At 73.1% G+C, this 17,746-nt stretch carries 14 protein-coding genes; 5 read left to right on the forward strand and 9 right to left on the reverse strand.

Features of this window, described 5'->3' with window-relative positions; all coding sequences use genetic code 11:
• Window positions 1-47: 47 nt before the first annotated feature.
• The 5 genes from POL72_RS39595 to dapA form a co-directional block, all read right to left on the reverse strand.
• Window positions 48-479: an ester cyclase gene (locus tag POL72_RS39595; RefSeq protein ID WP_272102046.1), complete on the reverse strand. Its 432-nt coding sequence runs from the start codon at window positions 477-479 to the stop codon at window positions 48-50.
• A gap of 312 nt (window positions 480-791) precedes the next feature.
• Complete coding sequence (glyS, locus tag POL72_RS39600; RefSeq protein ID WP_272102047.1) at window positions 792-2,891, reverse strand: glycine--tRNA ligase subunit beta; 2,100 nt, start codon at window positions 2,889-2,891, stop codon at window positions 792-794.
• Window positions 2,892-3,044: 153 nt separating this feature from the next.
• On the reverse strand, window positions 3,045-5,345 hold the full coding sequence (locus POL72_RS39605; RefSeq protein ID WP_272102048.1) for a serine/threonine-protein kinase: 2,301 nt from the start codon (window positions 5,343-5,345) through the stop codon (window positions 3,045-3,047).
• Window positions 5,346-5,450: 105 nt separating this feature from the next.
• Window positions 5,451-6,290 (reverse strand): 4-hydroxy-tetrahydrodipicolinate reductase, encoded by an 840-nt coding sequence (gene dapB / locus POL72_RS39610; protein WP_272102049.1) that lies wholly within the window; start codon window positions 6,288-6,290, stop codon window positions 5,451-5,453.
• 29 nt (window positions 6,291-6,319) lie between these two features.
• Window positions 6,320-7,210, reverse strand: coding sequence for a 4-hydroxy-tetrahydrodipicolinate synthase (dapA, locus tag POL72_RS39615; protein WP_272102050.1), 891 nt, complete (start codon window positions 7,208-7,210; stop codon window positions 6,320-6,322).
• Between the two features lie 312 nt (window positions 7,211-7,522).
• On the opposite strand from dapA, the gene POL72_RS39620 reads away from it, so the two are divergent.
• The 5 genes from POL72_RS39620 (at window position 7,523) to POL72_RS39640 (ending at window position 10,931) form a co-directional block, all read left to right on the forward strand.
• On the forward strand, window positions 7,523-8,182 hold the full coding sequence (locus POL72_RS39620) for a NuoI/complex I 23 kDa subunit family protein (protein WP_272102051.1): 660 nt from the start codon (window positions 7,523-7,525) through the stop codon (window positions 8,180-8,182).
• A gap of 106 nt (window positions 8,183-8,288) precedes the next feature.
• Window positions 8,289-8,804: an NADH-quinone oxidoreductase subunit J family protein gene (locus tag POL72_RS39625; protein ID WP_272102052.1), complete on the forward strand. Its 516-nt coding sequence runs from the start codon at window positions 8,289-8,291 to the stop codon at window positions 8,802-8,804.
• A 3-nt stretch (window positions 8,805-8,807) separates the two neighbouring features.
• Window positions 8,808-9,116, forward strand: coding sequence for an NADH-quinone oxidoreductase subunit NuoK (gene nuoK, locus POL72_RS39630; protein ID WP_272102053.1), 309 nt, complete (start codon window positions 8,808-8,810; stop codon window positions 9,114-9,116).
• A gap of 59 nt (window positions 9,117-9,175) precedes the next feature.
• Window positions 9,176-9,643 (forward strand): hypothetical protein, encoded by a 468-nt coding sequence (locus POL72_RS39635; protein WP_272102054.1) that lies wholly within the window; start codon window positions 9,176-9,178, stop codon window positions 9,641-9,643.
• Window positions 9,644-9,887: 244 nt separating this feature from the next.
• A complete protein-coding gene (locus POL72_RS39640) occupies window positions 9,888-10,931 on the forward strand; it encodes a glycosyltransferase family 2 protein (protein ID WP_272102055.1) in 1,044 nt (347 codons plus the stop codon).
• Between the two features lie 181 nt (window positions 10,932-11,112).
• Here the strand turns inward: POL72_RS39640 and POL72_RS39645 are convergent, their stop codons facing one another.
• The 4 genes from POL72_RS39645 to POL72_RS39660 are packed head-to-tail and all read right to left on the reverse strand — an operon-like array spanning window position 11,113 to window position 17,742.
• The gene (locus POL72_RS39645; RefSeq protein ID WP_272102056.1) at window positions 11,113-13,683 is read right to left on the reverse strand and encodes a glycosyltransferase family protein; all 2,571 of its coding nucleotides are present in this window, start codon (window positions 13,681-13,683) and stop codon (window positions 11,113-11,115) included.
• A 15-nt stretch (window positions 13,684-13,698) separates the two neighbouring features.
• A complete protein-coding gene (locus tag POL72_RS39650) occupies window positions 13,699-14,757 on the reverse strand; it encodes a lysylphosphatidylglycerol synthase domain-containing protein (protein WP_272102057.1) in 1,059 nt (352 codons plus the stop codon).
• Window positions 14,754-14,942 (reverse strand): hypothetical protein, encoded by a 189-nt coding sequence (locus POL72_RS39655; protein ID WP_272102058.1) that lies wholly within the window; start codon window positions 14,940-14,942, stop codon window positions 14,754-14,756. Before POL72_RS39655 ends, POL72_RS39650 begins: the two co-directional genes overlap by 4 nt.
• A gap of 7 nt (window positions 14,943-14,949) precedes the next feature.
• Window positions 14,950-17,742, reverse strand: a complete 2,793-nt coding sequence (locus tag POL72_RS39660; protein WP_272102059.1) for a serine/threonine-protein kinase — start codon at window positions 17,740-17,742, stop codon at window positions 14,950-14,952.
• Window positions 17,743-17,746 lie beyond the last annotated feature (4 nt).

The following is a 17,746-nucleotide window of genomic DNA, read 5'->3' on the forward strand; positions in this document are numbered from 1 at the left end:
AGCAGCGCTGACCAGGCGAAGATGGACGCGAGGCGCGGCCAGCCTGCTCACGTCGGAGCCTTGGGTACCCCTGGCTCGAACCGCGCGCCGAGCTGCAAGAGCCGGCCGAGATCGTCGGCGTTACGCCATGTCTCGACGATCTTGCCCTCGACGATGTGGTGAATGAACATCGCGGTGAACGTCTGCTGCCGTCCGTGGCTCGGGATGCCGAGGAAGCTCGCTTGTGCGCACGTGTTCTTCGCGCGCACGACCACCTTGTCCCCTTCGGCGATCACGTCCTCGATCGACCATGTTTGCTCGACGGCGCCGAATGTCCCGAAGAGCGCGCGGATCCCTTCCGGCCCTTCGGGGAGCGCGGGCGGCCCGCCGTGCATCCTCCACGACGGAGAGATCATCTCGCAGAGCTCCTCGATCTTGTGTTCGCTCACGAGATCGAGAAACCGTCGCGCGATCGCTTTGTTCGCCTCGATTGAAGACATCGCTGCTCACCCTCCTCTTGTCATGCTGAGAGCGCATCGCCGCTCGGCTGAGCTGAGATCGGCTCCCGACGCCTGGTCGCCTGGTCGATTGCGCCGCCGGGGGTTGTCGCGGGCGGCGCGGCGCCTGGTGCCGTGCTGGTGCAGGTGCGGTGCCAGGCGCCGCAGCCAGGCGCTCCAGCCGACGAGCTGGCCGCTCCGCGTGGCGTCGCGCTCGACGCGCCCCTATCGAGCCACCGTCGATGATGGCGCCAGCCACCACCAGACCGAGGGGCGGCGCCTCCATGGCGAGGCCGAGGCGCCGCGCCCGCCCCGCTACGACGCCGCGCGCGGCGCCTCGCCGAGGAGCTCCAGCCTGGCCAGGCTCCCGCAGGTCTCCGACAGGGCGCGCATCAGCCGCAGCCGGTTGTCCCGCACGGCCGCGTCGTCGGTCATCACGAACACGTCGATGAAGTACTGGTGCAAGAGGGGCGCGAAATCCGCCACCGCCCTGAACGCGGCGTCGTACGAGCCGCTCCGGACGTCCGACGCGATCTGCTCGCGCAGCTTGAGGTACCCCGCGAAGAGCGCCGTCTCGCTCGGGTGCACGTCCTGTCCGAACGGCGCCACCGGCTCGCCGGCAGGCGCCTTGTCGGCGATGTTCGTGGCCCGCTTGAAGACCTCGCCCACCCGCGCGCGCACCTCCGGGCTCAGCGCGTCGATCGCGCGCACGCGGGCCCTGAGATCGAGCGGGCGGTCCGCGGCGACGCGCAGGCACGCGAGGACCGCGTCCTGCGGGAGCCGGTCGGAGAGCAGGCCCCGCAGCCGCTCGGAGAAGAACTCGCCGAGGCGGGTCGCGAGCTCCTCGCGCGAGACGTTGAGCTCCACCCCGGCGTAGCCGTCGTAGGCGGCGCCGAACGCGGCGCCGAGGCGCAGATCGAGATCGCGATCCAGGAGCGTGCGCAGCACGCCGAGGCACGCGCGGCGCAGCCCGTACGGGTCGGCGGTGCTCGTGGGGACGAGCCCGATCGCGAAGCAGCCGACCAGGGTGTCGAGCCGATCGGCGATCGCGACCAGCGCGCCGGCGTGCGTCGGCGCCGTCGCGTCCGCGGCGCCCTTGGGCAGGTAGTGATCGCGGACGACGTCGGCCACCTCCGGGCTGACCCCCTGGGCGAGCGCGTACGCCCGCCCCATCTCGCCCTGGAGCTCGGGGAACTCGCCCACCATCAGCGCGACGAGATCGCACTTCGCGAGGTGCGCCCCGGAGGCCGCCGCCACCAGCGTCTGCTCGGGCAGCATCAGGAGCAGGCCGAGCTCGCGGGCGAGCCGCTCGACGCGCTCGGCCTTCGCCAGCACGCTGCCGAGCCGCTTCTGGAACACGATCCCGCCGAGCTTCTCGCGGCGGTTCGCGAGCGGGATCTTGACGTCCTCCCGGTAGAAGAACTGCGCGTCCGACAGGCGCGAGCGCATCGTGTTGTCGTTGCCGCGCTTGATCTTCTCGGGCGCCTCCGCGGTGTTCACGACCGCCAGGTACCTCGGGAGCAGCGCCCCCGTCCTCGCGTCGCGGACGCCGAAGTAGCGCTGGTGGCCGCGCGCGACCTCGAGGATCACCCGCTCCGGCAGCTCGAGGAACCGCTCCTCGAAGCTGCCGACGATGACGTGCGGCTCCTCCACGAGGGAGAGGTTCTCGCCGATCAGGAAGTCGTCCTCGATCAGCGCCCCGCCCGCGTCCCGCGCCGCGGCGAGCAGGCGCTCGCGCATGAGCTTCGCGCGCGCCTCGGGGTCGACGAGCACGTGCGCCGCGCGCATCGCCTCCACGTAGTCCTTCGCGGCGCCGATCGCGATCTCGCCCGGCGCGAGGAAGCGGTGGCCGCGGCTCGTGCGCCCGCTGCGGATGCCGGCGATCTCGACGGGGATGACCTCGCCGCCGGAGAGCGCGACCAGCCACTGGATGGGGCGGCCGAACGCGAAATCTCCCTGCCCCCAGCGCATCGACTTGCGGAAGGGGATGGCCGCGACGAGCGACGTCAGGATGTCGGGGAGGAGCTCGGCCGCGGGCTTGCCGGCCTCGCGGCGGGTGCCCGCGAGGTACTCGCCCTTCGGCCCCTCGACGCGGCGCAGCTCCGCGACGGTACAGCCGAGCTTCTGCGCGAACGCCTCGGCCGCCTTCGTGGGCGCGCCGTCCTTGAAGGCCGCCTTGACCGGCGGGCCGGTGACCTCCTCCTCGAGGTCCGGCTGGCGCGCCGCGACCCCGGAGACGAGCAGCGCGAGCCGACGCGGGGTGCCGAGCGCGCGCACCGCGCCGTGGCGGAGCCTGAGCTCCGCGAGGCGCTTCGTTGCGAGATCCGGGAGCGCGCGGAGCGCGGCCTCGACAAACGACGAGGGGAGCTCCTCGACGCCGATTTCGAGCAGGAGATCGCTCGCTTCGTTGGACATGGGACCGCGGACGCTACCCCAGAACCGCTCGTTCGGCGAGGTGGTCGAGCGATCGCGCCGCGCTGTTCAGCCGGCCGCGCCGTCCGCCACGTCAGGCCGTGGCGCGGCGCGCACCACCGGCGTGCGCCACGGGCGACGTGACGTCCGCGCGGCTCAGCGCGCCTGTGCTGCGCTCCGGAGCGCGCGCGAGAGCACCTTCTTGAAGGCGCTCGCCTCGCCTCCGTTCGGCTTGTCCTTGCGCCCGTAACGGGTCGCCGCGCCGACCCGGGCGACGCACTGGGCTGCGCGCATGTACCGCCGGGCCGCCTTCGCGACCGCCCGATCGCCCGGAGCAGACGCCGACGCGACGGCCGCGCCGAGCTCGTTCAGCGCCTCGTCGAGCGGGGTGCAGCCCTCGGGCGTGGGGGGCAGCTCGAGGGGGGGCGGGGCGTGGCAGCAGCGGGCGCGCAGGGTGGCCAGGGTCGCCATGTCGTGCCAGCCGAGGACGGCCCATTCCTTCGTGGCGTCCGAGACGCCCTTGGGCCCAGCTGCCTGGGCGAGGTGGCTCTTGAGCGCCGCGACGCCCTTCATCGGGTCGATCTCGGCGCACACGGACAACAGCTGGCCCGCGGTGGCGGCGTCGACGCTCTTGCCGGGAAAGAGGGGCATCGCGCACGCGGCGAAGTCCGCCGTGGCCGCAGGATCCGGTGCTGTGCTCGCGGTGCCTGCGTCCGCTGGCGTCGCCGTACCTGCGTCTTCCGCGCCCGCGTCACCGGGCGCCGGGGCGCTCGGCGCTGCGGGGGCGGCGCATGCGGCCGGCGCAGCGTCCGAGCCGGACGGCGGCGCCGGGAGGGACGGCGGCGCGGCGTCGCGGTGGCGAATCCAGAACCAGGCTGCCCCCGCGGCGCCCGCGATGGCCACGACCCCGAGGGCCAGCGTCACCCACCGGCGCGCCGCGGACGGCGCCTCGCGGCTCGCCCCGGGCGCCGGCGCCGGCGCGCGAAACGGCGGCGTTGCCGCGCGCGGCGGCGCGCCGAGCCCGGACGCGCCGCCGCGCGCGGCGACGCCGCCGGGCGCCATCGGGAAGGGGTGCGACGGCTCATGCGTGTCGTCTTCGCCGAGCCAGAGGAGATCGACGGCCGGGACGTGGGGCGTCGGTGCGCCGAGCTCGGGCGCGCCGACGCGCGTTGCGGCGCCGCCGGGCGCCATCGGGAAGGGGTGCGACGGCTCGTGCCTGTCGTCTTCGCCGAGCCAGGGGAGATCGTCGAACGTTCGCGGGCTCGCCGGGGCATCCGCGTCGAAGAGGGGCACCGCGGTGGGCGAGAAGGGCGGTTGCGTCGTCGCTACGGGCGCAAAGGGCAGCTGCGCCGTCCCTGTGGGGGCGACGGGCGGTTGCGCCGTCGCTACGGGCGCAAAGGGCAGCTGCGCCGTCCCTGTGGGGGCGACGGGCGGTTGCGCCGTCGCCGCAGGCACGACAGGCGGTGGCTGCACCTGCGCGGTCGGGGCAGCCACTGCGCCCGCTCGCGCGCCGTCCTCCGTCCTTGCGCCGGCGAGCCGCGGCGATGCGGCAGGCAGCGCGGTCTGCGCCTTCGAGGGACGGTCTGGCGCTTCCGGAGGCGGGGTGGTCGGCGCGCCGGTCGTCGACCGGAGGCCCAGGCTCGCGAGCCCGTGGAGGGGCAACGGCGTCCGGCGGGCCGAGGCGCTCGCGATGGGCGGCGGCTGCGAGCTCGAGTGGCCATGCGGCGGCGCGCTCTTGCGGGGCGGCTGCGAGCCTGTGCCCTCGCGCGGCGGCGCGCTCTTGCGGGGCGGCTGCGAGCCTGTGCCCTCGCGCGGCGGCGCGCTCTTGCGGGGCGGCTGCGAGCTCGACGTCCCCCGCACCCCGCTGCTCGACGGGCGCGGCGCTGGAATGGTCCTCGCCGGCGCCGCGAGCGCGTGCTCATCGAGCGGCGGCAGCTCCTCCAGGCCGTCGTCCGGCCGCGCCGCCTCCAGCGCGCGACGGAGCGCCGCGACCTCGGTGATCCGCTGCTCAGCGCCGCGCGCGAGCGCCTGGTCCAGCACGCGCCACAGCGCGTCGCCCGCAGCGCCTGGCGGCGTGATCCGCGGCGCGGCGCCGGCGCCTTGCTTGCGGCGGAGCTCCTGGTCGCTCTCGGCAGGGAACGGGAGCGCTCCCGAGAGCGCCGTGTACAGGGTGACCGCGAGCGCCCACGTGTCGTCCCGGCGCGACGGCCCCTCGCCCGCGGCCCGCTCCGGCGAGCGGTAACCCACGAAGGCGGGCGTGGCGAGCGGGTCCGAGAGCCACCCCGTCGACGTGCACGGCTCGCCCTCCATGACCACGCACGCGGCCGACAGGCGGCCGTGCACCGTCCCGCGCGCGTGCAGGCTCTCGACGCGCTTCGCCAGGCGGACGACCCAGCCGACCGCGTCCCTGTCCGGCAGCGGACCGGCGCGTGCGATCCTCGCAGCGAGCGTCTCCATACGAGCGCCGCAGCGTAGTGCGGCGAACCGCCGCTGACCACATTGTGGCTCTCCCGCGGCGCGCCGGATCGCGGATCGCCCGCGTCCGGCCCTGGAGCGCCGCCGTCAGCCGCCGATCACGTCGGCCATCGTGTATCGGCCGGGCGGCTTCCCGTGCAGGTGCCACGCCGCGCGCAGCGCCCCGCGCGCGAAGAGATCACGGCTGGTCGCGCGGTGCGTGAGCTCGATGCGCTCGCCGGGGCCGAGCAGGTGGACCGTGTGGTCGCCGATGACGTCGCCGCCGCGTACGGCGAAGATCCCCAGCTCGTTCGCCTTTCGCGGGCCGACGTTGCCCTCGCGGCCGTGCACGTCGGCGAGCGTCGCGGTCGGCTCGCGGGCCGCGCGCACGGCGTCGGCGAGCCGCACGGCCGTGCCGCTCGGCGCGTCCACCTTGGCGCGGTGGTGCACCTCCACGATCTCGACGTCGTAGCCGGGCCCGAGCCGCCGCGTCGCGCTCGCCGCGATCTCCGCGAGCACGTGGATGCCGATGCTCGTGTTCGGCGACCAGAGGACCGGGACGTGCTGCGCCGTCTCGTCGAGCAGCCGCTCGCACGTGCCGTCGAGGCGCGTCGTGCCGCTGACCACGGCGACCTTGGCCCGCATCGCGAGGTGCAGGAGACGGGGGAGCGCCTCGGGCCGCGAGAAGTCGATGACCACGTCCGCGCCGAGCAGCCCGGCGCTGGTGTCGTCGCTCATCGCGACGCCGATGTTGCCTGTCCCCGCGAGCTCGCCGACGTCACGGCCGATGCGGGAGGAGCCGCGCGACACGATCGCGCCCACGACCTGGGCTCGCTCGTTCGCCGCGAGCCGGACGATGGCTTGCCCCATCTTGCCGCTCGCGCCGTGGATCGCGACCTTCAGCAGCCGGGCGTCGTCTCCCTGGGCGGCCCCCAGGAGCGCGCTCATCGGAACACCTCGATGATCTCCGTTCGATTTCACGACGCCTCGCGCCTCGCCTCGAGCCGCCTCATCGCCTCGGCGATCTGCTGCCGGGTCGCCTCACCGGCCGGCACGAGGGGCAGCCGGACGGCGGCGCTCATGCGGCCCAGGGCGGCGAGCGCGGCCTTCGCGGGGGCGGGGTTCGGCTCGACGAACAGGAGCCCGTGCAGCTCGAGGAGCGCGAGGTGGGCTGCGCGCGCGCCCGCCAGGTCGCCGGCCAGGAACCGCCGGGTCACCGCGCTGGTCTCGCGCGGCAGCACGTTCGACGTGACGCTGATGACACCCTGCGCGCCGAGCGCCATCATCGCGAGCGTCAGCGCGTCGTCGCCGCTCAGGATCGTGAGCCGGTCGCCGAGGCGCCGCACGAGCTCCTGGCAGCGGAACACGTTGCCCGAGGCGTCCTTGATGGCGACGACGTTCGGCGCGGCGGCGCAGATGCGCTCGGTCGTCTCGGCGGAGAGGTCGACCACCGTCCGCCCCGGGATGTTGTAGAGCACGATCGGCGCCGGGACGGCCCTGGCCACGGCCAGCGTGTGCTCGCGGAGCCCGTCCTGCGAGGGCTTGCTGTAGTACGGCATCACGATCATCACGCCCGCCGCGCCGGCGGCGAGCGCGGCGCGCGAGGCCTCGATCGTCTTCTTCGTCGAGAACGAGCCCGTCCCCGCGATCACCGGCACGCGGCCGCGCGCGGCCTCGACGACGCGCCGGATGACCGCGGTCGTCTCGGATTCGCTGAGGGTCGGCGACTCCCCCGTGGTCCCGCACGGCACGAGCCCGCTGACGCCGCCCGCGATCTGCGCCTCGACGAGCGCGTCCAGCGCGTCGAAGTCGACGGCTTCACCATCGGGCGTGAATGGCGTGACGAGGGCGGTGAATGTTCCCGACAAGGGGAGCTGCGACATCAGACGACCATGATCGCCACCCCGGGTGCGCGTCAACAGGAGAGGACAGGTTCGCCGCGGACTCCCCGCTCTCCGCTGGTTCCTGCGCGGGGCGACGCCGAACGGACGCGGCCTTGGGGGTGGGCTGCCGGGAGCCCGCTGGGCCTGTACGGCGCGGGCTGGCGGGAGCCCCCGGGGCTTGCGGGGAGCGGGCCGGACGCTCCAGGGCAGGTCCGCGTCTGCTATCGTCCGCGGTGTAGCGCCTCGCTCCTTCGGGGGATTTGCCCGAGCGCGTCAGGTCCCTGAGAGGCACCGGCCATGGATCTCGCCCAGTACATCAAGAGCATCTCCAGCGCGGCCAATACCATCCTGGAGGGGATGGCGGTCACGTTCTCCCATCTGTTCCGGGAGCCCATCACCGTCCAGTACCCCGACAAGACGGACCGCCCCGTCAGCGAGATGCTCCCCCCGCGGTACCGCGGCTTCCTCGAGGTGCAGATGGACATCTGCACCGGCTGCAAGCGCTGCGAGCGCGCGTGCCCCATCGAGTGCATCGCCATCGATTTGGAGAAGGACCCGGCGACGAAGAAGCAGGCGATGAGCCGCTTTGACATCGACATGGGCAAGTGCATGTACTGCGGCCTCTGCGTCGAGGCGTGCAAGACGGAGTCGACCGGCGCCATCCGCCACACCCGCGAGTTCGAGGGGGCGGCGCCGACGCTCGACCACCTCACGTTCCGCTTCATCCCGGAGGGCCTCGTGCCGCTGTACAAGGCGCCGAAGGACCTCGGCGAGGTGCCCGTCGGCGAGTACGGGCCGCACGCCCGGGAGGCCCGCGAGCGCGCCATGCGCGACAACCCGGCCGCGCTGGAGGAGCTGCGCGCCATCTGGCGCAAAGAGCGCGGCAAGCAGCAGGGCGCCGAGGGCGCGGAGCCCGCGGGCGGGGGGGCCGGAGCGGGGACCGGAGCGGGCGCCTGAGGGAGGGCGCGGCGCGTAGAAGGGCGCAGAAGCGCGCCGCGAGCGACGCCCAGGGGTCGCCCTTGATGGGCGGTGGGCAGCGGTCTAACGTCGCGGCCCTCACCCCATGCCCTCCCTGAGCGCACTCGTCTTCCTCGGGCTTGCCGCGCTGACGCTCGGCTCGGCCGGGCTCGTGGCGTTCTCCAGGAACATCATCCACTCCGCGCTGGCCCTGCTCGGCACGTTCCTGGGCATCGCCGGGCTGTACGTCACGCTCTCGGCCGACTTCATCGCGGCGACGCAGGTGCTCGTCTACGTCGGCGGCACGCTCGTGCTCATCCTCTTCGCCGTGATGCTCACGAGCCGCATCGCAGAGATGAAGATCTCGAACCCGCGCGGCGGGCCGGCCGTGGCGTTCGGCCTGGTCACGGCCGTGCTGCTCCTGCTCGGCAGGGTGGCGGCCCAGACCCCTTGGCCCGCCGAGGCCAAGCCGCCGATGCCGTCCACCGCCAAGCTCGGGCACGCGTTCCTCGGAGAGTACCTGCTCCCGTTCGAGCTCGGCTCGGTCGTGCTGCTCGCCGCGATGATCGGCGCGGTCGTGCTCGCGCGTCGAGCCGTCAGGCGCGCCTGGGAGAGGGAGTAGGCGATGGAGGTCGGTCTCATCCATTACCTCAGCGTCGCCGCGGTGCTCTTCGGACTCGGGCTGTTCACCGTCATGACGCGGAAAAACGCGGTGGGAATCCTCCTCGGCGTCGAGCTCATCCTCAACGCCGCGGCGCTCAACTTCATCGCGTTCGACCACTTCGTCGCCGGCGGCGTGGCTGGCCAGGTGTTCACGGTCTTCATCATCGTCCTCGCGGCGAGCGAGGCGGCGATCGCGCTGGCCATCGTGCTTCAGGTCTACCGCAACCACCGAAGCATCATGGCCGACCAGCTGACATCCCTGAAGAACTGACGGGAGAGCGGTCATCCGTGCGGAAGCGCGCGGTCGACGTGACGCGCGTGACGCGCGCGATGGGCGCGACGTTCGGACCGGCGGCCGCCGCGTCACGCGCCCGCGCGCGTCACGCGCGTCACGTCGACCGCGCGCCGATGCGGATCGCCTACGCCGATCGCCGACCAGGCGATGCGCTCGACACGCCCGCGCCCTGCTTCTTCACGTGGAGCTCAATCCCAGCGACAAGCAGGAAAAACCTGACCTTGCTAAGGCCCAGCTGGCGACCCACGTTCGAAGGCATGCAGAACCTATCCAAGTCGGAGCTGGTGGGGTTCGTGGAGCTCGAGGTCGGTTCGCTTGCTGTGCAGGTGCCGATCCGCGCCGCCGCAGCGGCGACAGAGCTACCGCTCGCATCGTTCGAGGCTGAAGGGGACAATTGCGCCATCCTCGTGCGAGGCGACACGTCCTCGAAGGCGGTCGAGGTCGCGCTGCGAAACGCGGCGCAGGAGGCGGTCAAGCACCTCTCGAAGAAGTTGCTCAACTAGAGCGGAGCGATGGTCCCGCTGGCCCGCCGCAGGGCTGCGGGCCATCGTCTCCGGGATGTTCCGCGATGCACGGTGCCCCAGGGCACCGGCGGAGCGGTGTGGACAGGTTTCTGCTGGCCGCCCGGCGCTCAGCGCGAGCGGGGCGGCGTTCCGGCCCGGGAGCCCCGCGTCGCGGGGGAGCTCGCTGCGCTCCGACGTGAATTTCTCGACGCACGTCGTGCTACGCTGCGCCGCGAAATCGCCCGTGAAGCTCATCATCCAAATCCCTTGCTTGAACGAGCGCGACACGCTCGCGCAGACATTCGCGGACCTGCCGCGGTCGATCGACGGCGTGGACGAGATCGAGGTCCTCGTCATTGACGACGGCAGCACGGACGGGACGAGCTCGCTCGCCGAGCAGCTCGGGATCCACCACATCGTCCGCTTCGCGAGGAATCGAGGCCTCGCCGCCGGGTTCATGGCCGGCATCGACGCGTGCCTGCGGCTCGGCGCCGATATCATCGTGAACACCGACGCGGACAACCAGTATCGCGGCGCGGAGATCCCGAAGCTCATCGCTCCCATCCTCGACGGGCGGGCCGACCTGGTGATCGGCGACCGGCAGACAGACAGGATCGAGGAGTTCTCGCCGCTCAAGAAGGTCTTGCAGCGGTGGGGCTCGCGGCTCATCCGGCGCCTGTCCGCCACGGAGGTGGCCGACTCGCCGAGCGGCTTCCGCGCGGTGAGCCGGAAGGCCGCGCTGCAGCTCTTCGTGCACAACCGCTTTACCTACACGCTGGAGACCGTGATCCAGGCAGGCCGCCGCGGCCTCGCCGTGGAGAACGTGAAGATCACGACCAACCCGAAGACGCGCGAGTCGCGGCTCTTTCGTTCGATCCCCGACTACCTGCGCCGCGCCGGTCCTGTCATGTTCCGGGCTTATGCGATGTACCGCCCCGTGCAGCTCGTGGGCTGGGTCGCGACGGTCCTGCTCGTGTTCGGCGTCGCGCTCGGCGTCCGGTTCCTCTACTTCTACCTGCGGAATCCGGACCACAGCGGCTATATTCAGTCGCTCATCGTCGGCACGGGCGCCGTCGTGATGGCGTGCATCCTGGTGGCCGTGGCGCTGCTCGCGGAGCTCATTGCGACGAACCGCCGCCTCGTCGAGGAGGTGCTGATGCGCGTGCGCCGGATCGAGACCGAGCTCGCGGGGCGGGAGTCGGCCCTCGGGCTGGAGGGCATCCGGACCACGGGCGCGAAGCCTTGGCGCAACCAGCAGGTGCGGCAGGCGCGAGCGATCGCGAGGTGAGGGCCATGCCGGAGAACATCGGATCTCCTGCTCCGGCTCCGGGAAGCATCGAGTGGTCAGCTGCCGTGGTCGCGGTCTCGTGGCGCTCGTCGGGGGCGAGCTCGCTGTCCGCGAGGTGAAGAGCCCGGTCCCCTGGACCGGGCTGCTGGCCGAGCGGCGCGGGTAGCCTTCGGCCTGGCGCTCAACCGTCCGAATCCTCCTGGTCGTCGTCCTCCTGCGAGGGATCCGCCGGGCCGGTTGGCTCCGGTCCGGATGACGTGTCCGCCGCCGGGGGCTCGAGCGGCGGCTCCGGCCGGGCGGCGTCGCGCTGCTGCCGCAGGTAGACCGTGTAGTTCTTGAAGCGCTCCGCTGCGAAGAACGCGCCGTCCAGCTTGACGTTCCGGCCGCTCCGCGCGGCGTTCTTGCCGACCACCACCGCCTGCGCGGCGTCGAGGAGCGCGGCCTGCGTGTTCGCGTCGCTGGGCCACGCCCGCGCGGGCTTCGGCTCCTGGCCCTTGGGCGGCCGGAGCTTGGGGATGATGTGGAGCGCCTCGACCGGGTAGAGCCCGTCCGTGTAGCCCGGCGCGCCGAGCGCGAGCACCTGATACGGCAGCTCGTCGGGCGGCGGCGGCGCCTTCGGCATGGTCACGAGCTGGAGGCTGCCGAAGCGGCGCTTGTCCGTCGCGTACCGGTGCACGAGCTCGTTGAACAGCACCGCCGCCTGCAGCGTGTCCGGCGGGCGCTGGCCCGGCGGGTACAGGATGTGGGTGATGCCGACGCTCCGGTAATGGTCGTAGAGCTCGCGCGGCCCTCGCAAGGGCTCGTAGAAGATGAGCGATTGCCAGGCCTGGATATCGAAGATGATCTCGCGCTCGATACCGAGCGTCGTGCGGTAGTTCCGCGCGAGGATGCGCGCGTCCGGCGGGGTCGCCCGGGTGATCGCGCGGTGCTCCTCGCGGAACTTGAACCGCTGCGCGTCGCTCCACCGCTTGTCGAAGGTGGAGCGGATCATCGAGAGCGCGCTCTCCAGCCGGCGGGGGCCGGAGTAGAAGGGCACGTCGCCGCTCCACACGATCTGGAACGCCACGAGCGGGACGAGGCCGAGCCGCGCGATGGGCCCGAGCTGCCATGTGCGGACGAGCAGCGCCGCGGTGACGGCGATCGGCACCGCGAGCAGGCCCTGGAGGTACCGGTCCGCGGTGTACGTGTTGCTCCACATCCAGATGCCAGCGAACGTCGCCCAGGCCGCGAGCGCCGGCCTGCGCCGACCGCGGATGATCAGCAGCATCGGCAGGAGGAGCGTGAAGAGCGAGCCCATCGAGGGGACGTAGCGAGTGAACGAGTAGTGCGGAGCGAACGAGAATGTGAAGAAGTTCCCGACCGCGATGAGCTGCCGCTCCAGCCCCTTCCCCTTGGGCAGGTAAGGCTCGTTGGGATACGCCTTTTCCATGAACTCCGCGGAGCGCGCGTGCTGCGGGTACGACCGCGTGAACACCCGCTGAGCCATCGGGAAAACGGGGTTGTTATGATAAATGGCGTTCTTGATGAAGTGCGGCGCGGCCGTGCCGAGCGCCACGCCCGACACGATGAGCCCCGCCACGAGGACGCGGCGCGCCGAGAGCAGCGGCCGCCGGCGCTTCTTCACGGCGCGGTAGGCGTCGCGCGCGAGCAGGAGCGCGGCGCGCGGCACGACGACCGCCGCCGCCATCGCCAGGTGATAGACCGCCTGGTACTTCACCAGCATCGCGCCCCCGAGCGACGCGCCGAGCAGGACGGCATACCGCCTGTCGAAGCGCTCGGCGAAGCGCATCGACGCGAGCAGGACCGGCGCCGCGAAGAAGCCCAGGAAATGGTCCGCCGAGCCGCCGGGGTTCTGGTCCTGGACGAAGAGCGATGGGAACAGGAAGAAAGCCACCCAGAGGCCAGGGACGCGTTCGCCATGCAGCAGGTACCGCGCCAGGGCTGCGACGCCGACCACCTTCCCCAGGACGAAGACGAGCTCCAGGTGGAGCGCCATCATCCACCGCTGCTCCACGAGCATCCCGGGGACGCTGAAACCCCACGCGTAGAGCATGCTCGCGAGGTGAGGGAACGAGTGGTTCACGTCGCCGTAGAACGGCACGATGCGGCCGGCGCGCGCATAGTCCTGCCCGATCGGCAGGTGATACCAGGTCGCGTCGAAGCTGATGGAATCCGGGGTCAGCGACAGCAGGTAGAGGAGCACGAGGCACACGGCGCCGACGCCCGTGGCCGTGAGCCACAGCCAGCGCATCGTCCCTTTCGGCGTCGTCGAGGCGTCGAGATCGTGCTTCAGACGCGATAGCCAGCGTGGCAGCTCCAGGAGGCCGCCCGCGAAGAGGGCCGCCGGCATCGCGAGCCCGTACCAGGGGCGGATCCAGCCGACCACGCCCGCGAGGTACATGCCGAACACGAAGGCGATGGTGCCGAGCGTCATGCCGAACAGGCCCTCTTCGACCGGCGGCAAGTGCGCGACGCGGAGCCCCCGGCGCAACAGCACGAGGCCGACGCCGAGGCTGGAGAGCAGGAACAGCAGCGAATAGCCCCAGAGCGGCGCGAGCCGCCACAGGAGCCAGTGCTGGATTGGAATGTGCGCGTGGACCACGAGCGCGTAGCCGGCGAGGCCCGTGAGGCATGCGATGGCCGCGAAGACGTTGCGCAGCAGCCTTGGCCGGGGCGAACTCGAGGTCAGGGCGGCACAAAAGCGGGCCAGGGGGGAGTCGGAGTTCAGGGCAACACGCAGGTGAGCCAGCATGAGAGGGGGCGCATCCTAGCGAGGCGGGGGGCGTCGGCAAAGCAGGCGTGCGAGGAGCAAGCCGCCCACGTCCACGGCGAGCGAGGTGGCGCGCGAGATGACCGCAGCGCCCAGCGCTGCGGCGGGTCCAACGGCGGGGGCGAGGCCCACGGAGAGCAGCGCCTCGCGCACGCCGATGCCGCCCGGCGTGGCCATCGCCAGGAAACCGGCCACGGGCGCCAGCACGAAGAGGCCCGAGCCGCCGAGCGCCGCGCCCGGCGTCGCGCCGACAGCGAGCGCGGCGCACGCGCCATGCGCGGCCCAGGTCAGCCAGTACGCCGCGTGTACGAGCGGCAGTCGCACCGGCATGAGCGGCCCGCGCCCCTCGGCCGCGAGGAGCTTGCGCACGCGCTCGGGCGCGCGGGCACGATCCACGGTCATGAGCGCGACGAGCACCGCGCCCAGGGCGACGAGCAGAGGCAGCTTCCATCGACCGATGAGCGCGCTCGCGCCCGCAAACTGCTCGCCGCCCGCCGCGAGCAGGCCGAACCCCACCATGGCGCCGACCGCGACGAAGCTGGCAAACTCGACCGCGAAGGAGGACGCCACCACCGCGCTGGTCGTCCCGATCCGCGGGGCGCCGAGCATGCGGACCAGCGGCACGCCGAGCTTGCCTGGGATGTAGCGCGCCGCCTGCGACTCGATGTGCAGCGCGATCGCCGGCCAGCGAGGGATGGGCCGGCCGGTCAGCTCCTCCAGGACAAAGGCCCAGGCGAGCCCCAGCACGACGACGCCGAGAGCGAGGGGCAGCACCGCGAGCGCCACGAACGCGGGACGGACGTCGACGGGCTCGCCGCTCTCCCACTTGCGAGCGAGATCCCGCGCAGCGAGCCCGATGAACAAGGCTACGGCGACGACCATGACCGGGCGCAGCGTCGTGCGCACCCTCGCGAGCGGGCCTCCGATCCCCTGCGGCGGGCCGGGCGGGTCGCGCGCGGGCTCGGGTGGATCCGCCGCGATCATCGGGGGCGCTGGCGGGGCGCTGGCGGGCGGGGTGCTGGTGAGGTCGACGAGCGACGCAGATCGGTCCTTCACGCGGGCCAGCGCTTCGCCACGCAGAAGACCGACGGGCCGAAGCCCGGCCGGTACCCGCGCGCGATGAGGTCGACCTCGGCGCCGAGGCCGAACCCGCTCACCCGATGGACCGGCAACCGGGCCCTCCCCTTCTTCAACCAGTCGCCGGATTCCTCGAAGTCGCGCTGAACTACCGTCGTTCCCATCCGCTCTTCACTCTGCATGCGGGGCCGGATCGCCCTGGGGGGGCGATCCGGCCGGGGGCGGCGACTCCGCTGGTTCCGCCTCGGCCGGCTCCGGGGGGGTCGGGATCTCGATCGTCAGATCGTCCACCTTGCCCGGCTCTTTCCGCGACTTCTTCGGCGGCGGCGGCGGCGGGCGCCGCTTCCGCGGCGGCGTCGTCGCGGCGGCCTTGGCCGACGGCTGCGTGGACGTGGCCGTTTCCACAGGCGGCGCCGTGACGGCCGGCTCGGGCGCTGGCTCTTGCGGCGGCGTGGGCTCTGCCGTGACGGCGGGCGGCGGCGGGGCCTCGCTCTCGGCCGCCGGCGTGCTCTGCGGCAGGCGCTGCGAGCGGACCACCTGCCACGCGACGACGCCGGCCAAGGCCACCAGCGCGAAGGCTACCAGGCGAGCGCGCCGGCGCCGACGTGAGCCGGGGTCGAACTCCGGAGGCTCGCTCTCGCGCGCCTCGTGCGCCACCCCGCTCACGCTGGACCCCTTCATCCACTGGTCCGGCGACTGGCCGGAGGGCAACGCGCGAGCCCGAGGGACGAGCGGTGGATCGAGCGGGTGCGGCGCGCGCACCGACGCGGGGGGCGCGGCGGCTGCGGCCGTCCCGGCGACCGCTCGCCTGACGTTGTCGCGGAGCTGCTCCGACGGCGGGTCCTGGCTCGGCGGCGCCTCGCGCTCCGCGGCGATCGCGTGCGGATCGGCCGCTTGTTGCGAGAGCGCGCGCGGCGTCTGCGAGGAGAGCGGCGGCTCGGCCGTGGCGCCCGGCGCGATGGGCACGCCGCTCTGGGGCGCGGTCATCGCGGGCTCGGCCGGCAGATCGGCCATGGGTTCGGCCGGCGCATGGGCCGCGGGCTCGGCCGATGCGTGGGCCGCGGGCTCGGTCGGCGCATGGGCCGCAGGCTCGGCCGGCACGCCGGCCATGGGCTCGACCGGCGCATGGGCTGCGGCTGCGGGCTCGGCCGGCGTCGCGTCTGCGCGCGGAGCGAGCGCTGCAGATGCGGCTGGCGCCGCCCCGGGCTCGTCCACGTCGGTGTCGATCGCGTCCTCTTCGAACTCGTCGATGTCGACGTCGACGAGCGAGGACGCGCTGTCCGCCGCCTTCCGGAACGTGTCGCCGGGCGCCAGCGCCGGTGCGGGCGCGCCTGGCGAGGCGTCGACGCTGTCTGCCGTCGCGGGCGACACGCTGCTCGGCTGCGCGGAGACCGGCGTTCCAGTGGCGATCGGCGTTCCGGCAGCGACCGGCGTTCCGGCAGCGACCGGCGTTTCGGCGGCGACCGGCGCTCCGGCAACGACCGGCGTTTCGGCGGCGACCGGCGCTCCGGCAACGACCAACGTTTCGGCAGCGACCGGCGGCTTCTGCGACGCGCTGTCGCTGTGCTGCGGCGGCGCCGGAGGTCGTTCGCCGGGCCGAGCCGAGGGCGGCGGCCGCTGGCTCAGCGGCGGCCGTTCGCCGACCTCGGACGAGCCCGGCGGTTGCTCGCTGATCTGAGCCAGCGACGGCGTCTGAGGCCGCACCGTAGGCCGAGGCGGCGCCGGAGGTCGCTCGGTGGCCCGCGGCGGTGCGAGAGGCCGCTCGCCGAACCGGGACGACAGCGGCGGGCGCTCGCTGAGCGGAGGCCGCTCGGTGAGCCGCGGCGGCGTCTGCGGCCGCTCGCTCGGCACCGCGGGGATCCGCGCGCTCGGCCTGGCCGACGACGGCGCGGCCGCCATGTCCGCCGGCGGCTCGCCTGATCCTCGCTCGGGCGATCGCGTCGCGGCGGCGCCCGTGGGGTCGGCCACCCGGGGGAGCGGCGGCGCCTTGGGGATCACCGAGCCCGTCGCCGGCCGCGGCGGGGCCGCCGGCGGGCGCGTGGGCGCGGCCCGGGGCGGCAGCGGCGGCGGCTGCGGCGACGGCGGCGATCTCATGCTGCTCGGAGCATCGGCCGACAGGTCGGCGGTGCGGGCGAGCGACTCCGCGAGATCGCGCGCGCTGCTGAAGCGCCGCGACGGGTCGCGGTCGCAGGCGCGCGCGAACCACGCGTCGAAGCTCGGCGGCAGCTCCGGGTTCACCCTCGACGGGACCGGGATCTCGCCGAGCGAGATCTTGATCAGCAGGTCGCCGACGCCCTCGCTGTCGAACGGGAGCTCGCCCGTCACGCACTGGTAAGCGATCACGCCGAGCGCCCAGAGATCCGCGCGGTAGTCGACCTCCCGGAGCCCCTTCACCTGCTCCGGGCTCATGTAGTGCGGCGTGCCCATGAGCGTGCCGACGCTGGTGCGCTGGGCGACCCGCTTCCCCTGCCCCTTCACCTTCGCGATGCCGAAGTCGAGGATCTTGACGATCTCGTCGTCCTCGTTCGCGCAGAGGAAAAAATTCTCCGGCTTGAGGTCGCGGTGCACGATGCCGGCCCCGTGCGCGCGGGTGAGCGCGCGCGCGACCTGCGTCACGATCTTCGACGTCTCCTGGAGCGAGAGGCGGCGCCGGCGCGCGAGCCGATCGAAGAGGTCCTCGCCCTCGAGCAGCTCCATCACGATGAACGGCTGCTCCCCGTCGATGCCGTGATCGATGATCTGCACGACGTGCGCGCTGCGCAGCTGCGCGGCGGCCGTCGCCTCGCGGCGGAACCGCTCGCGCGCGTCGTCCTGCTTCCCGAGCTCCGGATCGATGAGCTTGACCGCGACATGCGTGCCGAGCGCCAGGTGCTCGGCGACCCACACCGCCGCTTGCGCGCCCTGCCCCACGGGTCGGATGAGGCGGTAGCGCTCGCTCAGCACCTGACCAGCTGCAATAGACACGGCG

It is taken from the genome of Sorangium aterium, from assembly GCF_028368935.1.
Classification (GTDB): Bacteria; Myxococcota_A; Polyangia; order Polyangiales; family Polyangiaceae; genus Sorangium; species Sorangium atrum.

Excerpts from the sequence above, each read along its gene's own strand:
- POL72_RS39595 (WP_272102046.1), bottom strand. The coding sequence starts at position 479 with ATGTCTTCAATCGAGGCGAACAAAGCGATCGCGCGACGGTTTCTCGAT.
- glyS (WP_272102047.1), bottom strand. The coding sequence starts at position 2,891 with ATGTCCAACGAAGCGAGCGATCTCCTGCTCGAAATCGGCGTCGAGGAG.
- POL72_RS39605 (WP_272102048.1), bottom strand. The coding sequence starts at position 5,345 with ATGGAGACGCTCGCTGCGAGGATCGCACGCGCCGGTCCGCTGCCGGAC.
- dapB (WP_272102049.1), bottom strand. The coding sequence starts at position 6,290 with ATGAGCGCGCTCCTGGGGGCCGCCCAGGGAGACGACGCCCGGCTGCTG.
- POL72_RS39620 (WP_272102051.1), top strand. The coding sequence starts at position 7,523 with ATGGATCTCGCCCAGTACATCAAGAGCATCTCCAGCGCGGCCAATACC.
- POL72_RS39625 (WP_272102052.1), top strand. The coding sequence starts at position 8,289 with ATGCCCTCCCTGAGCGCACTCGTCTTCCTCGGGCTTGCCGCGCTGACG.
- nuoK (WP_272102053.1), top strand. The coding sequence starts at position 8,808 with ATGGAGGTCGGTCTCATCCATTACCTCAGCGTCGCCGCGGTGCTCTTC.
- POL72_RS39635 (WP_272102054.1), top strand. The coding sequence starts at position 9,176 with ATGGGCGCGACGTTCGGACCGGCGGCCGCCGCGTCACGCGCCCGCGCG.
- POL72_RS39645 (WP_272102056.1), bottom strand. The coding sequence starts at position 13,683 with ATGCTGGCTCACCTGCGTGTTGCCCTGAACTCCGACTCCCCCCTGGCC.
- POL72_RS39655 (WP_272102058.1), bottom strand. The coding sequence starts at position 14,942 with ATGGGAACGACGGTAGTTCAGCGCGACTTCGAGGAATCCGGCGACTGG.